Here is a 25257-nt window from a genome sequence, read left to right on the forward strand (position 1 = left end):
TGATAAATACGATATACAAAATAAGATTATGTGAGATCAGCCTTCGTTCAATGCCTGGCGGATGGCTTTTGCAAGCTGATCCGGACATGAAGTTGGTTTGAATCCGCAGCGGATGCCTTCCAGACGGGAGATCACTTCATCTGCATCCATTCCCTCTGCAAGCTGTGCAACACCCTGTGTGTTTCCGGAACATCCGCCTGTAAACTTGATATTGTGAACTTTTTTATTATCGTCGATCTCGAACTCAATTCCCTGAGCACAGACGCCTTTTGTCTTATAAACCATTCTGGTTACCTCCTGTTCTGTTTATTTATCGATTATAGCATCTCTCAAAAAAAGTTTCCATAAAAAATAAAATTTGTTATAATGAACAATGTAGAAAAAGAAAAAGATACTGCTGAACGGAAAAAACTGTGAAATTCAGCGGGATATCATATTGAAAGAGAGGATTTACAGATCATGAAATGTGTTGGAATCATAGGAGCAATGGAACAGGAAGTAGCAAGACTGAAAGAGGTTATGGAGAATGTATCCATTACTACCAGAGCCGGAATGGATTTTTATGAGGGTGTTCTGGAAGGAAAGAAGGTAGTTGTGGTACAGTCCGGGATTGGTAAGGTAAATGCCGGCATGTGCACCCAGATCCTGGCAGATCTCTTTCAGGTGGAAGCGGTGATCAATACCGGTATCGCAGGAAGCCTTAACAATGATATCAATATTGGAGATATCGTACTTTCCACAGATGTTCTTCATCATGATATGGATGCAACCGGATTCGGATATCCGAAGGGACAGATCCCGCAGATGAAAGAGTTTTCCTTCCAGGCAGATGAGTGCCTTCGTAAGATCGCACATGATGTATGCGAGGAAGTAAATCCGGAGATCAGGGTTTTTGAAGGAAGAATTGCTTCCGGAGATCAGTTTGTATGTGATCAGGGTGTAAAAGATAATATTGTAAAGGAATTCAGCGCCTATGCTGTTGAGATGGAGGGCGCAGCGATCGGACAGGCAGCAGCTCTTAACGGGATTCCATTCCTGATCATCCGTGCTATCTCAGATAAAGCAGATAATAGTGCGAACATGGATTATCCGGCTTTTGAAAAGCTTGCAATTGAGCACAGCGTACGTCTGACCCAGGGAATGCTGAAACGGATGGCCTGATCGGAACTTTGGAGGGAACCGTCATTTTTCTTCTGCATATACTGTAAGAGATAGTAGAGAGAGGACAGCAGAAGAGTTATGATCTATCCAGATTTTTATCCGTTTTATGCTACACAGGGAAGTCCTGGTTTTTATAATGAAGAGAGAGAACAGGAAAAGGAATTTGATCTGATGAGATCATACTATCCGGATACAGCCCGAAGGATCCAGGAAAAAGCGGAAGCACAGTGTCAGCTTTTGGATTATGAGGGAAGCCGGCTGTATGATGAATATCCGGATCGTTTCATGCTCTATCACATCTGTCACCAGGTGAAAGGACAGATGGAAGGAGATACCAGTGTACAGGAGATTCCAGGAGGGTTCCTGGATGATCTGATCGAAGTGCTGGTGTATCAGGAGATTTCCAGACGAAGATGCAGGAGGAGAAGGTGCAGAAAATGTTTCCGCACTGAGTATTAAAATGGCGGTTTACCCATGAACGATACAGTGATACTGGCAGAAGCGACCAAAACTGGTTCGCACAACATCTGTCCATATACAATAAAACAAAAAGTGAATATAATGGAAGTATGATGAAAACAATAAGGGAATTTTTAGAAGAACAGATTAATGAACAGCTGATACAGGCTGTTGTCAGTGGCCGCAGGACTGGCGAGGGACCTTCCAAGGTGAAGCTTCGTCCTGTGGAGCTGAAGGGTCAGATTTTTTACCAGGCGTCCATGACAGAAGGGACGAAGGTTTATCATAAGAATTTTACCAGGGAAGAGATGATCGCTTATCTGGAGCATGCCATGGAGGAATTTCGTCAGCTTCAGGCAACCGGACGCAGTCAGGATGGAAGTATCCTTATCAGCAAGAAAGGGAAAGCAACCATCAAAACAAAACAACATGGGCCTGCACAGAATGAGAAGATAAAGATCGCTCCTCATAACCGGGTGAAACAGTACATTCTCAGAGAGGGAACGGCAGCTCCGTTTCTGGTGGATCTGGGAGTTATGACAAAGGATGGAAAGATCGTTGCTTCCAGATATGACAAGTTCAGACAGATCAATCGCTTTCTGGAGTTTATCAGGGATATCCTTCCGAAGCTTCCTAAAGACAGAGAGATCACGATCCTGGATTTTGGCTGCGGAAAATCCTATCTTACTTTTGCTATGTATTATTATCTCAGAGAACTGGAGGGTTTTGATGTAAACATCATAGGGCTGGATCTTAAGGAAGATGTGATACGGCATTGCAGTGAATTGGCCAGATCTTATGGTTATGACAAGCTGCATTTTTACCAGGGAGATATTGCAGGGTACGAAGGTGTTTCATCTGTGGACATGGTGGTGACACTTCATGCCTGCGATACAGCAACAGATTTCGCTCTGGCCAAGGCAGTGGAATGGGGGGCTCAGGTGATCCTGTCTGTTCCATGCTGTCAGCATGAACTGAATCGTCAGATCCGAAACGAAATGCTCCAGCCTGTTATGCGTTATGGGATCCTGAAGGAAAGAATGGCAGCTCTGATCACAGATGGTCTTCGTGCCGAGCTTCTGGAAAGCAAAGGATATGAAACCCAGCTTCTTGAATTTATCGATATGGAACATACACCAAAGAATATTCTGATCCGCGCAGTAAAAACCGGAAAGAAAAAGAGCAGGGACAGTTTTTCGGATACCATGAAGGCTCTTCATGTGGCTCCTACCCTGGACAGGCTTCTTTATCCGGAAGAGTCAGCCTCACAGAAGGGAGAATGACATGATGAAGATCCTACGTAAGGGAGTGATACTGCTGGTGATCTTTGTGGCAGTAGTAGCCGGGACCTCATTTCTGATGAACAGTCAGTCTACAGATAACCGCTCAGATATGAACGATGCCACACTTCCGGAGGTTATGGTAAAGATCGGAAGTACCCAGGCAAATAAGATGTATGGATACAGACAGCAGATGCAGACCGATTTCATGAGAGGAAGTATTACTCCGCTGGATACGACCAAAAAAGTGTCTTTTGAGATCAACCCATATGCTGATACAGTAACAGGGCTTGCTTATGAGGTACGGACTTCAGACGGAAGCAAGGTTATGGAGAACCGTAAGATCAAGAATCTCACGAAAGAGGACAACGGCTGTTTAAGTACAGAGATTGAGATCGGCAGTGACCTTCGCATGAACCAGGAGTATTCCATGCAGATCACGCTGGATACCAGTGAGGGGGAAGTTTACTACTATACAAGAGTGGTTTCCAGAACCCAGTTGAATACAGAAGCGTATCTTCAGTTTGTCAAGGATTTTTCCACAAAGTGTCTGGACAAGGAACAGGCAGATACGCTGACCGGATATCTGGAAGCGGAGGATATTTCCGGCGGAACGAATTACAATAATATTTCCATCAGTTCTGGACTTTCCAATATCAGCTGGGGATCCCTTTCTCCGAAGCTCTACATGGAAGGAGTTCCGCTGATCGATGATATCAATGAAACGACTGCAAGTATCACGCTGGATTATCAGGTTTCCGCACAGGATGATGAGGGTAAAACCGAAATTTATGATGTTACGGAATTTTACCGTATGCGTTATACAGAAACAAGGATCATGCTGCTGGATTTTAAACGTTCTGCAACGAAGGTATTTGATCCGTCTCAGAAGGTAGTTTCCGATGCAGGCCTGCTTCTGGGTGTCCGTGACAAGAATGTCACCTATGCTTCAGACAGCAGTGGAAAGATCGTTGCTTTTGAGCAGGATGGGGATCTCTGGTCTTATGCACCGTCCAGCGGAAAGATCACAAGGATCTTCAGCTTCCGCAAAGAGGAAGATAACGATTCCAGATATGTGCGCAACGAACATGATATCAAGATCATCCGAGTGGCAGATAACGGGGATGTGGACTTTGTATTGTACGGTTACATGAACCGTGGTGTTCACGAGGGATACAGCGGTGTCTGTGTTTATCACTACAACAGCGACCGTAATGTGGTGGAAGAAAAAGTATTCATACCAAGTACAGAATCCTACGAGTTCCTGAAGGAAGATCTTGGAACACTCACTTATGTAAACAAAAACAATCAGCTGTTTCTGCTGTTTGCACAGAAGCTGTATCAGGTAGATATTGAGACAGGAACCTCACAGGTTCTGGAAGAAGGAATCAAACAGAACCATTTTGTTGTGTCAGATACCAAGGCACATGCAGCATGGCTGATCGAATCCGGAGATGATGCAGGGAAGATCCGGGAAATTGAATTTGATTCTCTGAAAACAAGAGATATTTCGCCGGAAAGCGGAAAAAATCTGAGAGCTCTGGGATTTATGAATGAAGATCTGGTATATGGGATCCTTTCCGATGAAGACATTCTTACGGATACCAACGGACATGAAACAGAGGGAATCAGTACATTCCGCATTGAAAGCTTTAAAGGAAAGGTGAAAAAGGAGTATCGTCAGGATGGCCTTTATATCACTAACGTAACGGTTGGCAGTACCATGATGGAGTTTGAACTTTCTGCAAAATCGGGGAATGCTTATACAGTCCAGAAAAAGGACAATATCATGAATAACAAAAAAGCATCCGGAAGCCAGATAGATGTAGCATTGATCACTACAAACCGTGCAGGAACGCTGATCCGCCTGACCATGACTCAGAAACCGGAGACAGACAGTCCGCTGCTTGTTTGTTCCAAGATCGAGAGTACTGAAGACTCATCGGTAACATTGGATACTACCGTTCCACAGGGAGAACTTTATTATGTTTATGCATATGGTTCTCTTGACCGTATCTATACCGATCCGGCTGCAGCTGTGAAACGCGCGGATGCGCAGACTGGAGTGGTACTTAACCGTGCGCAGCAGTATGTCTGGGAACGTGGAAACAAAAAAACAAAGCTCCAGATGAATATAGAGGATGTACCGGAAAGTATACGTACAGCCAACTGGAAGAAAAAAGAACTTCAGGATAGCCTTGGTGATATGGGAACGGTGATCGATCTGACCGGCTGCACTCTTGACAATGTTCTTTATGAGGTCAGTGCCCAGAGACCGGTGATCGCCAAGACAGGAGAAAATTCCAGTGTGGTGATCGTAGGCTATGATGAATATAATACCTATCTTTATGATCCGGCAACAGGGCAGATCAGCCCGTATGGAATGAATGACAGTACAGCGCTGTTTGAGAGTGCCGGAAATGTATTTCTCACCTATATAGAAAACGTCATAGAATGATGCTTACAGAGCAGGCCGGATGAAGGCCATGGGGTTACAGCAGGATGGCAAGACGGGAGTTCCCGTTTGGCATAAATCGGAAAACAGGAAAAAAGTTCCTGTTTTCCGGGAAAAGCGCGACAGGAAAGGGGAAAAATCAATGTTAAGTGAAAGTATTAAAAAACTGGTACAGTATGGGGTGGAGAGTGGTATTACTCCGGAATGCGAAAGAATTTATGCAACCAATCTTCTTCTGGATGCCTTTGGGGAAAGCGAATATACAGAACCGGAGACAGAGTATGCTAAAATCAATCTTGAGGAGACTTTGAACGAACTTCTTGATGAGGCTGTAAAGAGGGGCATCATCGAGGACAGTATTGTGTACAGAGATCTCTTTGATACAAAACTGATGAACTGTCTGATGCCGCGTCCTGCCCAGGTGCAGAGAGAATTCTGGGATGCTTATAAAGAAGATCCGGAAAAAGCTACAGATTATTTTTATAAGCTGAGTCAGGACAGTAACTATATCAGACGTTATCGCGTAAAAAAAGATCAGAAATGGACAGTAGACAGCGAATATGGCAAGATCGATATCACGATCAACCTGTCCAAGCCGGAAAAAGATCCAAAGGCTATCGCAGCTGCCAAGCTGGTAAAATCCAGCAGCTATCCAAAATGTCTGCTTTGTCCGGAAAATGAAGGCTATGCAGGAAGAGTCAATCATCCGGCAAGGGAGAACCACAGGATCATCCCGATCACCATCAATGACAGTCCATGGGGCTTCCAGTACTCTCCATATGTTTACTACAATGAACATTGTATCGTATTTAACAGTCAGCATACTCCGATGAAGATCGAGAGAAATACATTTATCAAGCTGTTTGATTTTGTAAAGCTGTTCCCACATTATTTCCTTGGCTCCAATGCGGATCTTCCAATCGTAGGAGGTTCTATCCTTAGCCACGATCATTTCCAGGGCGGGCATTATACCTTTGCCATGGCGAAGGCAGAGATTGAAAAGCATGTGACGATCCCGGGATACGAAGATGTGGAAGCCGGCATTGTAAAATGGCCTCTTTCCGTACTGCGTATCCGTAGCAAAGACGAGACGAGACTGATCGATCTGGCAACACATGTACTGGCAGGCTGGAGAGGATATACGGATGAGGCTGCATTTATCTTTGCAGAAACAGACGGAGAGCCGCATAACACCATCACACCGATCGCACGTAAAGTGGGAGATACCTTTGAACTGGATCTGACATTACGTAACAATATCACAACAGAGGAGCATCCGCTGGGGGTTTATCATCCGCATGCATGCTATCATCATATCAAGAAAGAGAATATCGGTCTTATCGAAGTTATGGGACTCGCTGTTCTTCCGGCACGTCTGAAAGAAGAGCTGGAGCTTCTTGAAGAATACATTTTAAGCGGCAGGGACATCGCTTCCAATGAGAAAATCGAGAAACATGCTGCATGGGTTGCAGAATTTCTGCCAAAATATGAGAAACTTGATAAAGATAATATCCAGGAAGTCCTTCGCAGGGAAGTGGGCAATGTATTTGTTCATGTACTGGAGGATGCCGGTGTTTATAAATGCACACCAGAGGGCAGGGATGCATTTATGAGATTTATCAATACTCTGTAAAAAAAAGTACGGAGGCACCCGGGGATGGATATGTATTTCAGGAGGAGTTTGTTTATATGAAAAACAGAGAAAAAACCGGAAAGGCCTTTCGGATAAAATGGCTTTTGCTGGCACTTGTGGCAGCTGCACTGATCTTTGTGCCGGCTGCATCGCATAAGGTGTCGGCGGCGAAGCTTGTTTATACCGTTAAGTTCAATAATAATTCAGGTACCAGCAAAAGTAAGACGTATACCGCACTGACACAGAATGTGACATTAAATACTACGATCCGGCTTCCGGCAGTACCCAAGGCTGTGGGATATCAGAATCTCGGATGGACCACACGGAAGGGGAGCAGTAAGGTGGTATATAAAGCAGGTGCCCGCGTAAAGGTCAGAAAAGATATGACTCTGTATGCGGTCCGCAGAAAGAGCAGATACTATACCGTAAACTTCTATCTTGGAAATGGAAGCACCAATTCCGCATATAAGAAGCTGCAGAAAAAAGTAGAAGAGGGTACATATTACACATTGCCTGCAGTTCCATCCAGATCGGGATATGTAAATCTTGGCTGGTCAACAGCAAAGAACGGCAAGGCATCTACTGCAAAAAAAGTAGGAACGAAGATTAAAATCTCCGGTAATATCAGATACTATTCCGTACAGATGCAGTCAGTAAAAGTAAATCTCCGCAAGGCAAACGGAACCGTATGGAAGACAGTAACACTTGGAAAGGGCGGTTACCTTAAGCTCCCATCTGTATCCAATGCGACAGGTTATACGTTTATGGGTTGGTCTAAGACCAGACGGACCGGTTCTTCCACAGATCCGGATTATGAAGCAGGTGAACTTCTGCGGATCAACAAAAACACCAATCTGTATGCGACGGTATTTAACCGTGCACTGGAGAAGGACATCAGTTCCGATGAGATGGCTCATCCGGCGATCGGTATGATGTACAGTAAGGTCATTTTTGTGGGAGATTCCCGTACTGCAGGAATACAGGCGACACTGAAAAAACAGATGAGCAGTTCTGTAACAAATGGGGTTTCTTTTGTTGCAAACCCAGGAAAGGGCTTGAGCTGGTTCCGGGATACAGGATATGCACAGCTTATAGAAGAAATCGACAAAACAGAAGGTTCCAAACCAATCGCCGTTATCTTTAATCTGGGTGTCAATGACCTGGGAAATGCAGGCAATTATGTCAGCTATATGACCAGTATCGCATCCACATTGAAAAGTAAGAACTGTAAGCTCTTTTACATGTCTGTAAACCCGATCAACAGTACCATGATCACAAAAGCAGGAAGAGGCGCCCGTACAGAGGCACAGGTAAGAGAATTCAACAGCAAGATCCGTTCCGGTCTTTCTCTGGATTACAAGTACATCGATATGTACAGCGTACTTATGAAAAAAGGCTACGGGACCAATGCTTCCTACAATGGCACAGACGCTGACAGTGATGACGGACTTCACTACACAACAAAGACATTCAAGAGGATCTACTATTACTGCATTACTTATCTCAACACAGGAAGTATCAACGCATCTTATTATTAATGGTATAACAGACAGAAAAATCCCGTCTGCCGGAGACATTCCGCCAGGCGGGATTTTTCTGTCCGGCGGCCCGCTATTTTTCTGTCCGACAGGGCAATTACTCCTTGCACGAACCATGAGAATAGTCTATACTTAATTCGATACGGACGTTTGGAGGTCCGCAGGGACGTGTGATCCTGAATATGAGGAATGAGGTATAGATTATGAAACTGACAACAGTGAAAGAGATTTACAGAAACCGTGAACAGTATCTCGACAAAGAGATCACCGTAGGTGGATGGGTACGAAGTGTTCGTGATTCCAAGGCGTTTGGATTCATCGTACTTCATGATGGAAGCTTTTTTGAAACTCTTCAGATCGTATATCACGATAACATGGAGAATTTCGCAGAGGTTTCCAAGCTGAACGTTGGAGCGGCCATCATTGTTAAGGGAACGCTGGTAGCTACCCCTCAGGCGAAGCAGCCATTTGAGATCCAGGCAACAGAGATATCTGTAGAGGGAGCTTCCGCACCGGATTATCCACTTCAGAAGAAGAGACACAGTCTTGAATACTTAAGGACCATGACACATTTAAGACCGAGAACAAATACTTTTCAGGCTGTATTTCGTGTACGTTCTCTCTGTGCATATGCGATCCATAAATTTTTCCAGGAGAGAGGCTTTGTCTATGTGCACACACCGCTGATCACAGGAAGTGACTGTGAAGGTGCAGGAGAGATGTTCCAGGTAACAACACTGGATCCGAAGAATATTCCGCTGACAGAGGATGGAAGTGTTGATTATTCACAGGATTTCTTCGGAAAGGAGACAAACCTTACCGTAAGCGGACAGCTGAACGGAGAGACTTATGCACAGGCATTCCGCAATATCTACACATTCGGACCGACCTTCCGTGCTGAGAATTCCAACACTACCCGTCATGCAGCTGAGTTCTGGATGATCGAGCCTGAGTGTGCGTTTGCAGACCTTCAGGACGCTATGGAGCTTGCAGAGGCTATGCTGAAATACGTGATCCGTTATGTCTTTGAGAATGCACCGGAGGAAATGAACTTCTTCAATTCCTTCATTGACAAGGGGCTTCTTGACAGACTGAACCATGTGCTTAATTCTGAATTTGCGCATGTGACCTATACAGAGGCTGTTGAAATCCTTGAGAAGAACAATGACAAATTTGATTACAAGGTATTCTGGGGATGTGATCTTCAGACAGAGCATGAGCGCTATCTGACAGAGCAGGTCTACAAGAGACCGGTATTTGTTACAGATTATCCGAAGGAGATCAAGGCATTCTACATGAAACTCAACGAGGATGGAAAGACAGTTGCGGCTATGGACTGCCTGGTGCCGGGAATCGGAGAGATCATCGGAGGAAGCCAGAGAGAAGATGACTACGACAAGCTGAGAGCACGTATGGATGAGCTGGGTCTGAAACCGGAGGATTACGATTTCTATCTGGATCTTCGTAAATATGGTTCCACACGTCATTCCGGCTTTGGTCTTGGATTTGAGAGATGTGTCATGTACCTTACAGGTATGGGCAACATCCGTGACGTGATCCCATTCCCGAGAACTGTAAAGAACTGCGATCTTTGATCAGAACACTTTTGCACAGCAGGACGTTCTGTGCTCCTGAGATCAGAGAACAGCAGGGAGAAATTGGCAACAGGTATTGATATGTGTGACTGACACACAAGGGAGAACATTATGAGATTTATTCATCTTGCAGACGTGCATCTGGGCGCAGTTCCCGACAGGGGCTGCCCGTGGAGCAAAGAGCGGGAGGAAGAAATCTGGAGCACTTTCCGCCGGGTTATTGCGGGCATCCGCGAAGATCCGGTGGATTTGCTATTTATATCCGGAGATCTGTTCCACCGCCAGCCTCTTATGAGAGAGCTTAAGGAAGTAAATTATCTGTTTTCCACCATCCCGGATACCAGAGTGTATCTGATGGCAGGAAATCATGATTTTATAAGCAGAGATTCTTTTTATAATACGTTTGAGTGGAATTCCAATGTTATATTTTTCAGGAGCAGGGAACTGACCTGCGTTAAAGATCCCAGGCTTGATGTCTATGTATATGGACTGAGTTACTATGACCGGGAAATAAAAGACGGACTTTATGATCAGGCTGTCCCTGTCCAGAAAGAAGGAATCCATATTCTGCTGGCCCATGGCGGCGATGAGAAGCATATTCCTCTCAGTGCAGCAGCTCTGGCGGCGTCAGGCTTCGATTATGTGGCGTTAGGGCATATCCACAAGCCGCAGATCCTGATCCGTGACCAGGCGGCCTTTTCCGGGGCTCTGGAGCCCATTGACAGGAATGATACAGGGGAACATGGATATATGGAGGGACGACTGATCAACGGAAGGATCCGTACAGAGTTCATTCCCTTTGCCTGTCGTTCCTATCAGCAGCTGGTAATGACACTTCACGAGGAAACTACACAGATATCTCTGGAAGAAGCGGTAAAATCCCAGATTTTCCGCAGAGGAGGAAGGAATATCTACAGGATCGTTCTTCAGGGAATGCGTTCGCCGGATCTTCTTCTGATCCCTGAGAAACTGAAAAGTCTCGGAAATGTTACCGATGTTGTGGATGAATCCTGGCCGGCGTATGATCTTGGTGAGCTCTACAAACGCTACAGCGGTACTCTGATCGGTGATTATATCGGCTATTTTCTGGCCAAAAAGGGTATGGATACCGTGGAAAAAAAGGCGCTGTATTATGGGCTTCAGGCATTGCTTGAGACAGGCAGCCGGCGATAAAGGGGCAGCACAGGAGGATAGCATAAGATGGTTATCAGACGTTTAAAAATAAAAAATTTCGGGAAGATCCGGGACAAGGATATGGAGCTTTCGCCTGGGATCAACGTACTTTACGGTGAAAATGAGAGTGGAAAAACTACCACACATACATTTATCCGCTCCATGTTTTACGGCGTTCGCAGACTGCGGGGAAAGGCTGCTCTGAACGATACATATACAAAATATGAACCATGGGAAAATCCGGCAGAATATGGTGGGATCATGTGGTTCACAAGTAAGGGGAAGAAGTATCGTCTTACCAGGAATTTTTATAAAGAAAAGAAGCTGGGAGAGCTTCTCTGTGAAGATGATGGCAGTCTTGTGGATGCGGAACAGGGAGCTCTTGGAACTATTCTGGGAAATGTAAGTGAGGCAGTTTATGATAATACGGTGTCTGTGGCACAGCTGAAAAGCGTTACAGGAAAAGATCTCGTACGTGAACTGCAGAATTACATGGCCAGCTATCAGGGAACCGGTGACAGTTCCATTGACATGGGACGAGCCATGCAGATGCTGAAAATGTCCAGAAAAGGATATCTGACAGAAGCGGCCCGGCGAAAAAAGGAGCTGGAAAGGGAAAAAGAAAAGATTTCCGCAAACATGGAATATATCCGCAGAGAGATCCGTGAACTGGATGAGAAGCGTGATCGGATCATGCAGCAGCAGGACGGGATGAACATAGGGACCAGAGAACGGAGTACAGAGGATCTTCTTGAGCTTCGGATCGATCGTGTAAAAAGAAGGCGGGAGCTGACAGATGCAGTTCTGGCAGTTGTGCTGCTTGGCGGGATTGCCGGTACCGGCTGCCTGGCAGCTTTTTCCGGGCAGGTCATTTTCAGTGTTCTGGCAGGCGTGGCAACTGCGGCGATTTCTGTAGCGGCATTGTTTTTTCGCATACGGCTCAGCAGGGAGCTGAATAAGAGAGAACGTCAGAGAGAGCGCTGGCATTCCAGACATGAGGAGCTGACCTGGAACCGGAACAGTCTGGACAGTGACTACGAAGAGAAGCATACAGCGCTGGAGAACCTGCAGGCAGAGTTGACGGAATGTGAAGAAAATACAGAAGTGATCACTCCGGAGGAAACGGAGATCCAGGCGCTGAATATGGCTATGGAGACGATTGAGGCACTTTCCGGAAACATTACGGATCAGGTAGGGGTCCGTCTGAAAAAACGTACATCTGAGATATTAAGTGAGATCACCGGTGGCAGATACCAGGAGGTTCTGATGGATGAGGCACTGCATATGTCTGTGAACACAGGGGAGCGTATCGTATCCATTGAGAGACTGAGCCGCGGGACACTGGAGCAGATTTATTTTGCCCTTCGTATGGCAGCAGGAGAGCTTTTCTGCAAAGAGGAACCGTTCCCTGTGATCCTGGATGATGTATTTGGCATGTATGATGAAGAACGTCTTGCAGCGGCTCTCAGGTGGCTGCATAAAGAAAACAGACAGGTGATCATAAGTACCTGCCATAAAAGAGAAATGGAGATCCTGGATAAAGAGAGGATTCCCTATCAGAAGCTTCCTATGTGAGCTTTTGCAGGAAGATTTCAGCATAAAGATCAAAAGCAAAGCAGACAGCAGATGCGGATCATGGATATCCGTCTGTTACAGAAATATAAAGCGGCTGCGCTTTCTGAGAAACTGTTATATCGTTCTCAGAAGGTGCAGCCGCTTTGCGTGCGTTATGATTTATTTATTTCTCATGCTGGCTCATGTAATTTGTTACGCAGCGTTTGATTCTGTCTACCGGATTCAGAAGGTGGCTGACAGAGGTATCATGGTTCAGCGTATCAATGATCAGAGCAATATATTTGCTCATATCGCAGCTGATGTAGTATGGCTTCTCAAGAAGCTCCGGTGACTGATAAACCAGGTTAGTAGTAAGGAGCTTGTCGAAGTAGCCCTTCTTGTAAGCATCGTCAAATTTATCAAGACCATCGGTAAAGAATCCGAAGGTAGAGCAGATGTAAACTCTGCCTGCTCCTTTCTCTTTCAGGAGAGACGCGATCTTAATGATCGTATCACCGGAGGAGATCATATCATCGATCAGGATCATATCCTTGCCCTCGATCTTTGGTCCGAGGAATTCATATGCTGCGATCGGATGACGGCCGTTTACATATCTTGAGTAATCCAGACGTTTATAGTACATACCCATATCAACACCGAGGACATTGGCGAGATAGATCGCACGATTCATGCTTCCTTCGTCCGGGCTGATCGTCATGAAATGATCCTTGTCGATATGAAGTCCCTTTTCATTATTAAGAAGAGCCTTGATGAACTGGTAGGATGGCTGTACAGTCTCAAAACCATGAAGAGGAGTCGCATTCTGTACACGGGAATCATGTGCATCAAAAGTGATGATATTCTCAACACCCATATCGATCAGCTCATGAAGTGCATTGGCACAGTCAAGAGACTCTCTTCCGACACGCTTGTCCTGGCGACTCTCATAGAGATATGGCATGATCACGTTGACTCTGCGGGCTTTTCCGCCTACAGCGGCGATAACACGCTTCATATCCTGGAAATGATCATCCGGGGACATAAGATTTCTGTAAGGTCCGATCGGATAGGATAAGCTGTAATTTGTCACATCTACCATTACGTAGATATCATCACCGCGGACAGATTCGTTGATGGTGCATTTACCCTCACCGGAGCCGAAACGTGGAGTCTTGGCGTCAATAATGTAAGAATCGCGCTTGTATCCCTCGAATGCAAAGGAGTCCATTCCAGGATACTGTCTTTCGGCACGCCATTTGACCAGCCAGTCATTCACCTTCGCGCCTAATGAGCTGCAGCTCTGAAGGGGAATCAGTCCAAGTCTTCCTACCGGGAGTGTGGAAAAATCTTTTGTATTTACCTGTGCCATTTTAATTTCCTCCTAAAAATATTTTCTGTATACGGATGTCCTTCCCGATCAACGATATCATCTGATAGTTGCTGGCAATTCGGGAAAATGTTCTCTCGGAATAGGTATCCGAGAAATTTTTGAGCGTCAGATTCGTGGAAATGATCGTGGATTTCCTGCGCATGATCCGCTCATTGAGACAGAGAAAAAGCTGTGAAGATACGAAACTGTTGGTAAGCTCCGTTCCCAGGTCATCAATGATCAGAAGATCACAGTCATAGATCAGTTCCTCGTCTGTGCCGGTATCTTTTCGGGAAAAAGAATTCGCAGCCATCATATCAAAAAGATCGTAGGCGGAAAAGTACAGGACACAGTGGGTGGATCTGAGAAGCTCTCGGGCGATGCAGTGTGAAAGAAAGGTTTTTCCCACACCGGTATCACCATATAAAAACAGGTTTTCAAATTTATGGTCGAAGTTCTGCACAAAGCGCTGTGCAGTGTCATAGGCCCGTCTGGCTGTTTCCAGGGCAGACAGTCCCGTGGCTTCGTTTTTTATTGTAGCAGAATAATAGTCAAATGAAAAGCTGTCAAAATTCTCTTTTTCGAGAATTTCATTCAGATTGGACTGTGCATAAAGCAGTTCGATCTCAGCTTTTTTAAAACAGGTGCATTTTCGGCTGCCGATATAGCCGGTATCCTGACAGTCAGGGCAGGTGTAAGGCATCTCAAGATAGTCTCCGGGAAAGCCGTTTGCAACAAGAAGGGTGATCCGTTCATCGGAAAGCTCCTGGATGGCTGCCTTCAGATCCGAAGTTCCCTTTTCTTCGCCGTTTAAAAGGCGACGGACTTTGTCAGCACTTAAAGTTGCTACCTCATCATCGATCTCTTTCAGACGGGGGATCTTTCCGTAGGCTTCGGCTGTGTGCTCCTCCAGAATACGGTGGTTCTGTGCCTGCCGGCGGCTGTATTCTCTCATTATAGTATCATATTGAAAATTCTGTAAAGGCATAAAGCGCTCCTTCCAGGTTCTGTTACTGATTATTTAAAAGACGTTTCTCATATTCCGCAAAATCATAATCACGCTGGTGGAAATTATTGAAGCGGTTGCTATTCTGAGGCTGAGTCTGGGGCTGCTTCTTCCTGGAAACGGATTTCTCAAGCTGGCGTTTTTTGTGTGCGGCATCCAGAAGCCGGATATCCTCCAGCGTATGTACGTTTTTCTTTTTCCAGCCGGAGAGGATCTTATCTGCATATTGGAAACTGGGCTGTCCGGTGGAAAGGACAGTACGGCTGCAGGCTTCCTGGATCAGCTCCAGATCAAAACCGTAGGTCTTGCGCCAGGTATCAATGTAAGTGATCTCGTTATCAACAGGATTGCGGCCGCTGATCCCCATAGCCTTCAGGATCGTGTAATAATCCTTGGAAAAACGGGAGCTGGCATCCCGGGCCATCTCGACGGTGGTGATGCCGTCTTTTGCCCAGGCGAGTGCAACAGTTTCAATATAACGCATACTCTTGCGGCCTCTGGAAACACAGTATTCCACCAGATATTCGATGAGATCCGCAGACATATGGAGTTCATCATAGAAAAAAAGGATCTTCTGCATTTCTGTAGGCGTCAGTGTTTTGGTCAGATACTGCTCTGTGATATAGAGAAGCTGACTGATCTCTTCGTTTTGCTTAAGTTCTCTGATCCGGTCAGGAGTGAGACTGAGAATGTAATCAGCGGAGCTTGGGACTCCCGGATCCGTGTTCCCGGAAACGGAAGCAGAATTGCCGGAACCGGTGAAAGTATCCACGGAAGCGCTGCTCTCTCTCTGACCGGTATCCGCAAAGGGTTCCAGCAAAGTGATCCCGGAAAGCTTCTGATCTGCAGTATAGGTTAATGCGATCAGTTTCTCACCTTCCCAGTATTTCAGCGCACGGGAAATATCTCTTTCCGTGCAGAAAAGGCTGTCTGCCATATGCTCCAGGCTGAAAGAAGAAGGAGCGGCAGATACCATCCGGAGAAGGTAGATATATACCTTTACGAACTCCCCGTTGGCACGAGGCATGAAATTGTCAATAAAGCGATTGGAAAGAATCGTTACCTCCAGTTCAGAGGAATTCTGAAGTGAAATCAGGCTCATGATCAGCAGCTCCCTTTCTAAAATACAGCAGATATTTCAGGTGATATCCCAAAGTCCGCCATGCTAAAAAGGATTATAGCACAACCGCTTTTACTTGAGAATAGTCTATTTTCACAGAAGTTGTGCACTAATTTCCATGTGGAAAATGTGGATAGTGTGGAAAACTTTGAGGATAACATTATCAGCAACTAACAAAAACCTTAATTTTGTAAGAAAAATGCGGTATTTGTTGAATTTGGCTGTTGAATTATGTAAAGTTGGTTATACACAAAAAAATCCACATGCCAGGCACGTCTGAAATGTGCATAAGCATGTGGATAATGTGGATAATTATTTTCCGAGAAGGTGTTCTCCAATATTTACAACGTCTCCGGCGCCCATAGTTATCAACAAATCACCATGTGCACAACTTTTTAAGAGGAAGCTCTCGATCTCATCAAAAGTCGGGAAATATTCGCAGGGGGTTCCAAGTTCCTGGATCTGTTTCTGGAGATCCTGGGAAGAAATACCAAGATTGTCTGTTTCACGTGCGGCATAAATATCAGCCAGTACAACATGATCGGCCAGAGTCAGCGCTTTTGCAAATTCCGGAAGAAGAGCTTTGGTACGTGTGTAGGTATGAGGCTGGAATACACACCATACCTTCTGATGCGGATAATTCTTTGCAGCATGAAGGGTTGCCTCGATCTCGGTTGGATGATGCGCGTAATCATCAATGATGGTGATACCGCCGATCTCACCTTTATACTGGAAACGCCGGTCTGTACCGGTAAAGCTTCCGAGACCTTTAACGATCACATCATCCGGAAGGTCCAGAAGGCGTCCTACGGCAATGGCGGCCAGTGCATTGGATACGTTGTGGATACCCGGTACACGCAGATAATAGCTGCCGATCTTTTTGCCCCGGAAGAGAACGGAGAAGGAAGGATGTCCGTATTTATCCCAGGTAATGTCTGCTGCGGTGTAATCGGCATCGTGCTCCAGACCATAGGTAAGAACATTGCATGGAAGCTCCCGGGTGATCGTTTCATACTCCGGTGTGTCGGCGTTGATGATCAGAGTACCGTCAGCAGGGAGAAGCTCTGCAAATTTCCGGAAGGAATGGCGGATGTCATCGATGTCCTTGAAGAAATCCAGATGATCGGCATCCATGTTCAGGATCACACTGATCTTAGGGAAGAAGCTTAAAAAGCTGTTGGTGTATTCGCATGCCTCTGTGATAAAGGTTTCAGAATTTCCAACGCGGATATTTCCGTGGATAGCAGGAAGGATTCCGCCAACACTGATGGTAGGATCACAGTCACCCTCAAGAAGGATATGGGAAACCATGGAAGTAGTAGTGGTTTTTCCATGGGTTCCGGAAATTGCGATTGGTGTATCGTAGTTCCGCATGATCTGTCCCAGAAGCTCTGCGCGGGTAAGCATTGGAAACCCTTTTTCTTTCGCACAGGCAAATTCCGGGTTGTCCGGGTGGATCGCTGCTGTATAGACAACCACATCTACATCATCCTTGATGTTGGAAGCGCGCTGTCCGTAATAGATCACAGCGCCACGTTCTTCCAGTGTGCGGGTCAGCGGGCTGGATTTGGCATCGGAACCGGAAATCCGGAAATTTTCTTCCAGAAGGATCTCGGCAAGGCCGCTCATGCTGATGCCTCCGATCCCGATGAAATGAATATGGAGCGGTTTATGAAAGTCTATCTGATACATAATAATCTCCTTATATATATGTTATTTTCGTAGCTCTTTTGTCTGTTTTATTATAACGCCAACAGAAACAATTGAAAAGTGGTTCTTTTGGCTAAAAAAGCGGTTTTTTCCGGAATATAAAAGTAACCAGAAAATAACATCGAAAAATGTTGAAAATTACCAGAGGAATGAAAAAAATGATGAGTCTTACCAATTTATAATATACAATAGCGATAAAAAAAGTAAAATACAGCTAAAATAATTGTAAAAAATGTTCACTAATACAGTGAAGTATGCTATAATGGAATAATCATAACATACAAGAGGTGATCGCATGATTAAGAAAGAGATGATTGCCATGCTCTTGGCCGGTGGGCAAGGCAGCAGGTTAGGAGTTTTGACAGAAAAGGTTGCAAAGCCGGCAGTCGCTTTTGGTGGTAAATATCGTATCATCGATTTTCCACTGAGCAATTGTATTAACTCGGGAATTGACACGGTGGGTGTGCTGACACAGTACCAGCCTCTCCGCCTGAATACACATATCGGTATCGGTATTCCGTGGGATCTTGACCGCAATGAAGGCGGTGTCACAGTCCTTCCTCCGTATGAGAAGAGCACAAGCAGTGAATGGTACACAGGAACTGCCAATGCGATCTATCAGAATCTGGCTTATATGGAGCAGTATAACCCGGATTATGTACTGATCCTTTCCGGTGACCATATCTATAAGATGGATTACGAAGTGATGCTGGATTTCCACAAGGCGAACAAGGCAGATATTACGATCGCGTGTATGCCGGTTCCCATTGAGGAAGCCAGCCGTTTTGGTATTATGGTTACTGATGAGAGCAGCCGTATTACTGAGTTTGAGGAGAAGCCGGAGCATCCAAGCAGCAATCTTGCATCCATGGGTATCTATATTTTCTCATGGCCGGTTCTGAAGGAAGCACTGATCGCCCTGAAGGATCAGAATGGCTGTGACTTCGGTAAACATATCCTTCCGTACTGTAAAGAGAAGGGGCAGCGCCTTTTTGCTTATGAATACAACGGCTACTGGAAAGATGTAGGAACTCTTGGTTCTTACTGGGAAGCAAATATGGAGCTGATCGATATCATTCCGGAGTTTAATCTTTATGAGGAATTCTGGAGGATCTACACCAAGGGAGATGTGATCCCGCCACAGTATATTTCCGCAGATGCAGTTGTGGACAAGTGTATCATCGGTGAGGGAACAGAAATCTATGGTGAAGTACATAATTCAGTGATCGGTCCGAATGTTATCATCGGCAAGGGCAGTGTGATCCGTGATTCTATTATCATGAAGAATACAGTAGTTGGTGAGAACGTTGTTATGGATAAAGCCATCGTGGCAGAAGATGTTGTCATCGGAAATAATGTTGTGATCGGATGCGGCGAGGAGGTACCGAATGTTCTGAAACCGGCTGTATATTCCTTTGGACTTGTGGCTATCGGCGAAAACAGCGTGATTCCGGACAGTGTCAAAATCGGTAAGAATACCGCTATCGCCGGTGTTACAACAAAAGAAGACTACCCTGACGGAGAACTGGCAGCCGGCCAGGTAATTGCAGCAAAGGACGGTGGGAAAGAATGAGAGCGATAGGTATTATTTTGGCAGGCGGTAATAATAACCGCATGAGAGAATTATCAAACAAAAGAGCAATCGCGGCAATGCCTATTGCAGGAAGTTACCGCGCGATCGACTTTGCCCTCAGCAACATGGCAAATTCACATATCCAGAAGGTTGCTGTGCTGACACAGTATAATGCCCGTTCCCTTAATGAGCATTTAAGTTCATCCAAATGGTGGGATTTCGGAAGAAAACAGGGAGGACTTTATGTCTTTACTCCAACCATTACCAGAGATAACAGCTTATGGTATCAGGGTACTGCAGATGCGATCTATCAGAACCTGAGCTTTTTAAAGAACAGTCATGAACCCTATGCGGTGATCGCTTCCGGCGATGGAATCTACAAGCTGGATTACAATAAAGTCCTGGAGTATCATATCGCAAAGCGGGCAGATGTTACCGTTGTATGTACTACATGCAAGGATCAGAGCCAGGTTGAGAGATTTGGTGTTCTTCGCATGAATGAGGACTGTCGGATCGAGGAATTTGAGGAGAAACCGATCGTTTCCTCCTATAATACGGTATCTACTGGTATCTATGTCATCCGAAGAAGGCAGCTGATCGAACTGATCGAGCGTGCTGCCCAGGAAGGAAGGCATGATTTTGTAAATGATATTCTTATCCGTTACAAAAATCTGAAGAGGATTTACGGATATAAGATCGATAACTACTGGAATAATATCTCTACTGCAGAGGCTTATTATCAGACAAATATGGATTTCCTGAAACCGGAGATCCGGAACTATTTCTTCAAACAGGAGCCGGCGATCAAAACCAAGATCGCAGATGTACCTCCTGCTAAGTACAATCCGGGTGCAACTGTGAAGAACAGTCTGGTGTCCAGCGGATGTATCATCAACGGAACTGTGGAGAATTCTGTTCTGTTTCGTGATGTATTTGTAGGAAATAACTGTGTGATCAAAAACTCTGTGATCCTTAATGACGTATATCTTGGAGATAATACGCATATTGAGAATTGCATTGTTGAGAGCCGGGATACCATCCGGGCAAATTCATATTACTGCGGCGAAGAAGGAGAAGTGAAGATCGTCGTAGAGAAAAACGAACGCTACGTATTATAAATGCGGAAGATCAGTTTTCCGCAGATACGGTTAGCGAAATGAAAGGGGCAAGTAGCAATGAATATTACAGATGTACGTGTGAGGAAGGTAGCAAAAGAAGGGAAAATGAAGGCCGTTGTGTCTGTCACAATAGATGATGAGTTTGTGGTACATGACATCAAGGTGATCGAAGGCGAGAAGGGGCTGTTCATCGCAATGCCAAGCCGTAAGGCAAGCGACGGTGAATATCGTGACATCGCACATCCGATCAATTCAGCAACAAGAGAGCAGATCCAGACGATCATCCTGGACAAGTATCAGGAAGTAATGGCTGAGGAAGCTGAGAATGAGGTTCTTATGGAGGCTGCGGAGTAAGAGAAGCAGCTTCAGGGGGGATTACATCAGAGAAGTATTCTCGTAGCTGATGATCTTTGGATTGAAACAGCATAGAATAAAAACTGCCGTTTTACAGATAAATCTGTGAGAGGGCAGTTTTTTTGTGCTCCGGAAAACAAAAAAACGCTTTTCAGTTCATAAAAATTTAAATTATTACGTATTTGTTACAGAAATAAAATAAAATTATTGCTTTTTATGAAAAATGTGTTATACTAGAATCCATGAAAGGACGAAAGGTGTTTATATGAAGAATAGAAAAGTTTTCACATTACTGCTTACAGGTATGCTGACCCTTTCCATGGGAAGCACCGTATATGCATCAGGTACAGACGCTGCGATCGCAGAGGCACAGGCGGAGAAACAGGCCGCTGAGGAGGGGCTTGCGCAGGTACAGAGCAGCATCGGCACACTGGAGAGCAAGAAGCAGGAGCTGGAGAGCTATCTGGCTGATTTAAACGCACAGTATGAGGATCTTACCAACAGCATTTCTGAGCTTAGTATCCAGGCTGCTGAGAAGGAAGATGAATTAAATAAAGTAAAAAAAGAACTGAAAAAAGCAAAGAAAGCTTCTGCAGATCAGTATGAATCCATGAAGCTTCGAATCGCATATATGTATGAAAATGCCGGAACTTCCGCACTGGAGACATTGCTTTCTTCCGAAAGCCTTGCAGAATTTCTCAATCGCGCGGAGAATGCGATCCAGATTTCTACATACGACAGAGACATGCTGGATAAATATGTGAGTCTTCAGAAGAATATCCAGGAGAATGAGAAAAAGGTTGAGACGGAGTCCGCAGAGATCGATGATCTGATGACGGAGCGTGCAGCCAAACAGCAGGAAGTGCAGTCCATGGCTTCCAGCACAAGCGATGATATTAACTCTTATGTAAACCAGATCAGCGCCAGCCAGGAAGAGGCGCAGCAGCTGATGGCAGATATCAGTAATGCAGACAGCAGTATTACCGCTCTGGTACAGCAGGCAGAGGCGGAGAAGGCTGCAGAAGAGAAAGCTAGGGCTGAAGCGGCAGCAGAGGCTGAGAGACAGGCAGCAGAAGCGGCAGCCCAGGAAGAAGCCGATCAGGATAACGAGGACAGTGAAGAGGCTGATTCTGACGATGATTACGGCTATGATCCGGAGGAGGATACAACCGAGTCTTCCAGCAGCTCTACAAGTACAGACATTGTTGTAGAGGAGGAAGAGGAAGCGGATGATGTACAGTCCGGAAGTTCCGAAGATGTTTCCGAGGACAGCTCCCAGGAGGAGGTTTCTGAGGAGGTTTCCAATGATGAGACAGCTTCCGAGGAGACGGAAGATGCCTCTGCGGATACGTCCGATTCCGGTTCTTCCAGTCAGGGAACATATCTTGGAAACTTTACACTGACCGCATACTGCAACTGTGCACAGTGCTGCGGTACAGCCGGCAATCTTACCGCCAGCGGAACAGTTCCGACAGCAGGACGTACCGTTGCTATGGCAGGTGTTCCGTTTGGGACCAAGCTTCTGATCAACGGCACTGTTTATACGGTAGAGGATCTGGGAACTCCTTACGGACATGTGGATATCTATTGTGGAAGCCATTCTGAGGCATTAAGCTTCGGACTTCAGTCTGCAGATGTATATCAGGTGGGCTGATCCGGAAAAATCCATAGGAGAATATTTAAGAGAAATACAGCGCTGCAGGATCGTATGCTGATCCTTGCAGCGCTGCTTTTGTATACATGACGCAGATATGTGTTTCGTGAAGTGTAGTGTGTGGAAATTCACAAATTTCCTGCAATCCGGAGATTTTACAGATACGGCGTACCCGGGATCTCCGGATAGGTTCCCATACCGATGAGAAGCTCAAGGCCTGTCTGACGGCCTTCCAGTACAGCAGCTTTTACAGCACTGGCATCACCGGAGATGGCGATGATCACTTCATTGGAATGACTGGTACCGATATTCGGAGTCATATATTGTGTAATGGATACTGCTGCGGATTTCACGGCATTATCTGCCATCACAAGACCGATAGCAGCCGGAGAACCTGCCATGAAACCAAATGCTTCACCCAGAGGTGTGCCGAAGGCTTTATGGATAGCAGGACCTGCACTTGCGGAAAAAGCAAACTCCAGGTGGCCGGATTCGCTGATGTAGACCTCACCTGCATATTTGTTAGTCAGTTCCAGAGCCAGAGAAATGGCGTGACGCACGTCGGATACATCATTTCCGCCAAGGACGATATAGTTTCCGTGACCACCCCAGCCCTTGGTGTCTCTTGGAAGTTCAATGGAAAGGACTTCTGTATTTGTGGCTTTTACTGCATCGTCAATAGCTGTGATCTGGCCGGCAGCGCCTGTTCGGGAACTGAAAAGCCCCAGACAGTGGTATTGGGTACCTACGTTCATCTTTTTAAGCAGAGAATCATCAACTCCGGAGATCACGAGTCCGATTGTGTCAAGGACTGCGGTCCCTACAAATTCAGTACGTGTGCAGTTGGTGCTGATGTTATGAATATCGTGTATATCCATGTGGAAAAATCCCCCTTTTTGCTGAAAACTCATTGGTTTCAGTATAGCATCAGAGAGGGGAATTTGAAAGTGAAAATTGACAATATCATTTGTAAATGGCAGGTTTACATAGTAGTAAACGGCATTGTAAAATGTAAACTTAAAAAATAAAATTAAGTTGACATTCAAATCCTGCTGTGTTAAATTGTTAACAGCGAAAGAGCGGATATCATTTATAAAGGACAGGAATGATCTTCCGACAGGAAAAGCAGAAAAGGAAAGAAAGGATACAGATTATTATGACAACAGTGGCAGCAGGCAGAAGCAAGACGTATGATCTTGTTTACATTGCAGTTTTTGCAGTAGTGATGGCAGTTTGCTCATGGATTTCCATTCCGGCACAGGTACCGTTTACTCTGCAGACATTTGGAGTATTTATGGCAGTTGGTGTGCTTGGAGGAAAAAGAGGAACTCTGGCAGTTCTGGTTTACGTTCTTCTTGGAGCAGTAGGAGTTCCGGTTTTTGCAGGATTTTCCGGAGGCATTGGAGCTCTTCTCGGAAATGCAGGTGGATATATCATTGGATTTATCTTTTCCGCACTTGTTATGTGGGCAATTGAGCACGTTTTTGGCAGAAAGCCGGTTGTTCAGATCATTTCCATGATCGTTGGACTGATCGTATGCTATGCCTTTGGAACCGCATGGTTTATGTTTGCCTACACAAGAAGCACAGGTCCGGTAGGCCTTATGGCAGTTCTTGGCTGGTGTGTGTTCCCGTTTATCATTCCGGATCTTATCAAGATCGCACTGGCTTATGTTTTATCAGGAAAGGTACGTAAATATGCAAGATAAAAGCAGTGCTACGGCATATGCTTCTGATGAGGGCACAGAGGAAATAGTCATTCCTCTGCGCCCTCATCATGGTATGTGCCTGGCGTATTTTAAGGGGGAAGGCTACAGTAACGGTTTTACTGCACATATGGCCGAGATGCTGAAGATTTTTCTGGAGGGAAAGAAAATAAGGCTTCATGTGGATACGGATGAGATCTGCTCTGCCTGTCCGAATAATCTGGGCGGACATTGCGAAGCCGGAGATAAAGTGGCAGAGTATGACAATGCCGTGCTGGAAAAATGTGGACTGAAGGCCGGACAGACATTGCACTTCAGCGAATTTACAAAAAAAGTCCAGGAAAAAATCCTTGCGATGGATAAACGTAAGGAAATCTGTGGAAACTGCCAGTGGAACAGTATCTGCGAAGAACAGAAGAGCCGCTGGGCATAAAAGAAAGCAAAAATATAGAAATATAAAAAAGTATATGATCTGAGAATGCCGGAGGAAATGGCAATGGCTGTTGCATTTCCTGAAATGATGTCTTGGAATATATACTTTTTTTGTTTGAAATATTAGATAATAATATAAATATTTTGAAAACAATTTTTAGTTGAGAAAAAAACAACAATAACCGCGAGGCTTTTTTGCCAGATATGTATAGACAAATAATTTAAGCATTGATAAAATGACGATATGTTAGTTTAGACAAACTAAAGCGTGCTTGACAGAGCACTTCTGCGGAAACTGACATATGTTGAATATTCTGCAGAAGAAATTTCAATTAACCAGAGCAGCTGTAAGGTCATGATCTGGTATA

General features: G+C 45.3%; 21 protein-coding genes. 15 read left to right on the forward strand and 6 right to left on the reverse strand.

Features of this window, described 5'->3' with window-relative positions; genetic code table 11:
* Positions 1-36: 36 nt before the first annotated feature.
* Entirely contained in the window at positions 37-285 is a 249-nt protein-coding gene (locus DW694_RS01000) for a TIGR03905 family TSCPD domain-containing protein (protein WP_015525634.1), read from the reverse strand.
* A 174-nt stretch (positions 286-459) separates the two neighbouring features.
* On the opposite strand from DW694_RS01000, the gene DW694_RS01005 reads away from it, so the two are divergent.
* From DW694_RS01005 to DW694_RS01050, 9 genes are all read left to right on the forward strand, one after another.
* Complete coding sequence (locus DW694_RS01005) at positions 460-1161, forward strand: 5'-methylthioadenosine/adenosylhomocysteine nucleosidase (RefSeq protein WP_015525635.1); 702 nt, start codon at positions 460-462, stop codon at positions 1159-1161.
* A gap of 78 nt (positions 1162-1239) precedes the next feature.
* The gene (locus tag DW694_RS01010; protein WP_021652849.1) at positions 1240-1620 is read left to right on the forward strand and encodes a hypothetical protein; all 381 of its coding nucleotides are present in this window, start codon (positions 1240-1242) and stop codon (positions 1618-1620) included.
* A 110-nt stretch (positions 1621-1730) separates the two neighbouring features.
* The gene (locus DW694_RS01015; RefSeq protein ID WP_021652850.1) at positions 1731-2903 is read left to right on the forward strand and encodes an SAM-dependent methyltransferase; all 1173 of its coding nucleotides are present in this window, start codon (positions 1731-1733) and stop codon (positions 2901-2903) included.
* A 1-nt stretch (position 2904) separates the two neighbouring features.
* A complete protein-coding gene (locus DW694_RS01020) occupies positions 2905-5358 on the forward strand; it encodes a hypothetical protein (protein ID WP_118752411.1) in 2454 nt (817 codons plus the stop codon).
* 139 nt (positions 5359-5497) lie between these two features.
* Positions 5498-6988 carry a UDP-glucose--hexose-1-phosphate uridylyltransferase gene (gene galT / locus DW694_RS01025; protein ID WP_044962316.1) on the forward strand — a complete coding sequence of 497 codons (1491 nt, stop codon included), beginning with the start codon at positions 5498-5500 and terminating at the stop codon, positions 6986-6988.
* 56 nt (positions 6989-7044) lie between these two features.
* Positions 7045-8526, forward strand: a complete 1482-nt coding sequence (locus DW694_RS16745; RefSeq protein ID WP_182465464.1) for an InlB B-repeat-containing protein — start codon at positions 7045-7047, stop codon at positions 8524-8526.
* 203 nt (positions 8527-8729) lie between these two features.
* Positions 8730-10121 carry an asparagine--tRNA ligase gene (gene asnS / locus DW694_RS01040; RefSeq protein ID WP_114001490.1) on the forward strand — a complete coding sequence of 464 codons (1392 nt, stop codon included), beginning with the start codon at positions 8730-8732 and terminating at the stop codon, positions 10119-10121.
* A 111-nt stretch (positions 10122-10232) separates the two neighbouring features.
* Entirely contained in the window at positions 10233-11294 is a 1062-nt protein-coding gene (locus tag DW694_RS01045; protein ID WP_118752412.1) for a DNA repair exonuclease, read from the forward strand.
* A gap of 27 nt (positions 11295-11321) precedes the next feature.
* Entirely contained in the window at positions 11322-12869 is a 1548-nt protein-coding gene (locus DW694_RS01050) for an ATP-binding protein (RefSeq protein ID WP_118752413.1), read from the forward strand.
* Positions 12870-13032: 163 nt separating this feature from the next.
* Here DW694_RS01050 and DW694_RS01055 read toward each other — a convergent pair whose 3' ends face one another.
* From DW694_RS01055 to murC, 4 genes are all read right to left on the reverse strand, one after another.
* Positions 13033-14217 (reverse strand): ribose-phosphate pyrophosphokinase, encoded by a 1185-nt coding sequence (locus DW694_RS01055; protein WP_118752414.1) that lies wholly within the window; start codon positions 14215-14217, stop codon positions 13033-13035.
* A gap of 1 nt (position 14218) precedes the next feature.
* Complete coding sequence (locus tag DW694_RS01060) at positions 14219-15205, reverse strand: ATP-binding protein (protein WP_015525647.1); 987 nt, start codon at positions 15203-15205, stop codon at positions 14219-14221.
* A 22-nt stretch (positions 15206-15227) separates the two neighbouring features.
* Entirely contained in the window at positions 15228-16325 is a 1098-nt protein-coding gene (locus tag DW694_RS01065; protein WP_118752415.1) for a DnaD domain protein, read from the reverse strand.
* 330 nt (positions 16326-16655) lie between these two features.
* Positions 16656-18035, reverse strand: a complete 1380-nt coding sequence (gene murC, locus DW694_RS01070; protein ID WP_118752416.1) for a UDP-N-acetylmuramate--L-alanine ligase — start codon at positions 18033-18035, stop codon at positions 16656-16658.
* A 313-nt stretch (positions 18036-18348) separates the two neighbouring features.
* Between murC and DW694_RS01075 the strand changes: the two genes are divergently transcribed.
* The 4 genes from DW694_RS01075 to DW694_RS01090 all read left to right on the forward strand — a co-directional run bounded on the left by DW694_RS01075 (position 18349) and on the right by DW694_RS01090 (position 22752).
* On the forward strand, positions 18349-19626 hold the full coding sequence (locus DW694_RS01075) for a glucose-1-phosphate adenylyltransferase (protein ID WP_118752417.1): 1278 nt from the start codon (positions 18349-18351) through the stop codon (positions 19624-19626).
* A complete protein-coding gene (gene glgD / locus DW694_RS01080; protein ID WP_021652857.1) occupies positions 19623-20744 on the forward strand; it encodes a glucose-1-phosphate adenylyltransferase subunit GlgD in 1122 nt (373 codons plus the stop codon). The genes DW694_RS01075 and glgD overlap by 4 nt, the downstream gene beginning before the upstream one ends.
* A gap of 57 nt (positions 20745-20801) precedes the next feature.
* On the forward strand, positions 20802-21098 hold the full coding sequence (spoVG, locus tag DW694_RS01085) for a septation regulator SpoVG (protein ID WP_015525652.1): 297 nt from the start codon (positions 20802-20804) through the stop codon (positions 21096-21098).
* Between the two features lie 265 nt (positions 21099-21363).
* Positions 21364-22752 carry a hypothetical protein gene (locus DW694_RS01090; RefSeq protein ID WP_118752418.1) on the forward strand — a complete coding sequence of 463 codons (1389 nt, stop codon included), beginning with the start codon at positions 21364-21366 and terminating at the stop codon, positions 22750-22752.
* Between the two features lie 155 nt (positions 22753-22907).
* Here the strand turns inward: DW694_RS01090 and pduB are convergent, their stop codons facing one another.
* Positions 22908-23630: a microcompartment protein PduB gene (gene pduB, locus DW694_RS01095; RefSeq protein ID WP_015525654.1), complete on the reverse strand. Its 723-nt coding sequence runs from the start codon at positions 23628-23630 to the stop codon at positions 22908-22910.
* Between the two features lie 278 nt (positions 23631-23908).
* On the opposite strand from pduB, the gene DW694_RS01100 reads away from it, so the two are divergent.
* Complete coding sequence (locus DW694_RS01100; RefSeq protein WP_015525656.1) at positions 23909-24460, forward strand: biotin transporter BioY; 552 nt, start codon at positions 23909-23911, stop codon at positions 24458-24460.
* Positions 24450-24890, forward strand: a complete 441-nt coding sequence (locus DW694_RS01105; protein ID WP_118368460.1) for a DUF1284 domain-containing protein — start codon at positions 24450-24452, stop codon at positions 24888-24890. Before DW694_RS01100 ends, DW694_RS01105 begins: the two co-directional genes overlap by 11 nt.
* The last annotated feature ends 367 nt before the right edge of the window (positions 24891-25257 follow it).

Source organism: Ruminococcus sp. AM26-12LB (assembly GCF_003480785.1).
GTDB classification, from domain to species: domain Bacteria; phylum Bacillota; class Clostridia; order Lachnospirales; family Lachnospiraceae; genus Blautia_A; species Blautia_A fusiformis.

What these genes read in the sequence shown, in the direction of transcription:
- DW694_RS01000 (WP_015525634.1), bottom strand. Translation starts at nt 285, where the DNA reads ATGGTTTATAAGACAAAAGGCGTCTGTGCTCAGGGAATTGAGTTCGAG.
- DW694_RS01005 (WP_015525635.1), top strand. Translation starts at nt 460, where the DNA reads ATGAAATGTGTTGGAATCATAGGAGCAATGGAACAGGAAGTAGCAAGA.
- DW694_RS01010 (WP_021652849.1), top strand. Translation starts at nt 1,240, where the DNA reads ATGATCTATCCAGATTTTTATCCGTTTTATGCTACACAGGGAAGTCCT.
- DW694_RS01015 (WP_021652850.1), top strand. Translation starts at nt 1,731, where the DNA reads ATGATGAAAACAATAAGGGAATTTTTAGAAGAACAGATTAATGAACAG.
- DW694_RS01020 (WP_118752411.1), top strand. Translation starts at nt 2,905, where the DNA reads ATGATGAAGATCCTACGTAAGGGAGTGATACTGCTGGTGATCTTTGTG.
- galT (WP_044962316.1), top strand. Translation starts at nt 5,498, where the DNA reads ATGTTAAGTGAAAGTATTAAAAAACTGGTACAGTATGGGGTGGAGAGT.
- DW694_RS16745 (WP_182465464.1), top strand. Translation starts at nt 7,045, where the DNA reads ATGAAAAACAGAGAAAAAACCGGAAAGGCCTTTCGGATAAAATGGCTT.
- asnS (WP_114001490.1), top strand. Translation starts at nt 8,730, where the DNA reads ATGAAACTGACAACAGTGAAAGAGATTTACAGAAACCGTGAACAGTAT.
- DW694_RS01045 (WP_118752412.1), top strand. Translation starts at nt 10,233, where the DNA reads ATGAGATTTATTCATCTTGCAGACGTGCATCTGGGCGCAGTTCCCGAC.
- DW694_RS01050 (WP_118752413.1), top strand. Translation starts at nt 11,322, where the DNA reads ATGGTTATCAGACGTTTAAAAATAAAAAATTTCGGGAAGATCCGGGAC.
- DW694_RS01055 (WP_118752414.1), bottom strand. Translation starts at nt 14,217, where the DNA reads ATGGCACAGGTAAATACAAAAGATTTTTCCACACTCCCGGTAGGAAGA.
- DW694_RS01060 (WP_015525647.1), bottom strand. Translation starts at nt 15,205, where the DNA reads ATGCCTTTACAGAATTTTCAATATGATACTATAATGAGAGAATACAGC.
- DW694_RS01065 (WP_118752415.1), bottom strand. Translation starts at nt 16,325, where the DNA reads ATGAGCCTGATTTCACTTCAGAATTCCTCTGAACTGGAGGTAACGATT.
- murC (WP_118752416.1), bottom strand. Translation starts at nt 18,035, where the DNA reads ATGTATCAGATAGACTTTCATAAACCGCTCCATATTCATTTCATCGGG.
- DW694_RS01075 (WP_118752417.1), top strand. Translation starts at nt 18,349, where the DNA reads ATGATTAAGAAAGAGATGATTGCCATGCTCTTGGCCGGTGGGCAAGGC.
- glgD (WP_021652857.1), top strand. Translation starts at nt 19,623, where the DNA reads ATGAGAGCGATAGGTATTATTTTGGCAGGCGGTAATAATAACCGCATG.
- spoVG (WP_015525652.1), top strand. Translation starts at nt 20,802, where the DNA reads ATGAATATTACAGATGTACGTGTGAGGAAGGTAGCAAAAGAAGGGAAA.
- DW694_RS01090 (WP_118752418.1), top strand. Translation starts at nt 21,364, where the DNA reads ATGAAGAATAGAAAAGTTTTCACATTACTGCTTACAGGTATGCTGACC.
- pduB (WP_015525654.1), bottom strand. Translation starts at nt 23,630, where the DNA reads ATGGATATACACGATATTCATAACATCAGCACCAACTGCACACGTACT.
- DW694_RS01100 (WP_015525656.1), top strand. Translation starts at nt 23,909, where the DNA reads ATGACAACAGTGGCAGCAGGCAGAAGCAAGACGTATGATCTTGTTTAC.
- DW694_RS01105 (WP_118368460.1), top strand. Translation starts at nt 24,450, where the DNA reads ATGCAAGATAAAAGCAGTGCTACGGCATATGCTTCTGATGAGGGCACA.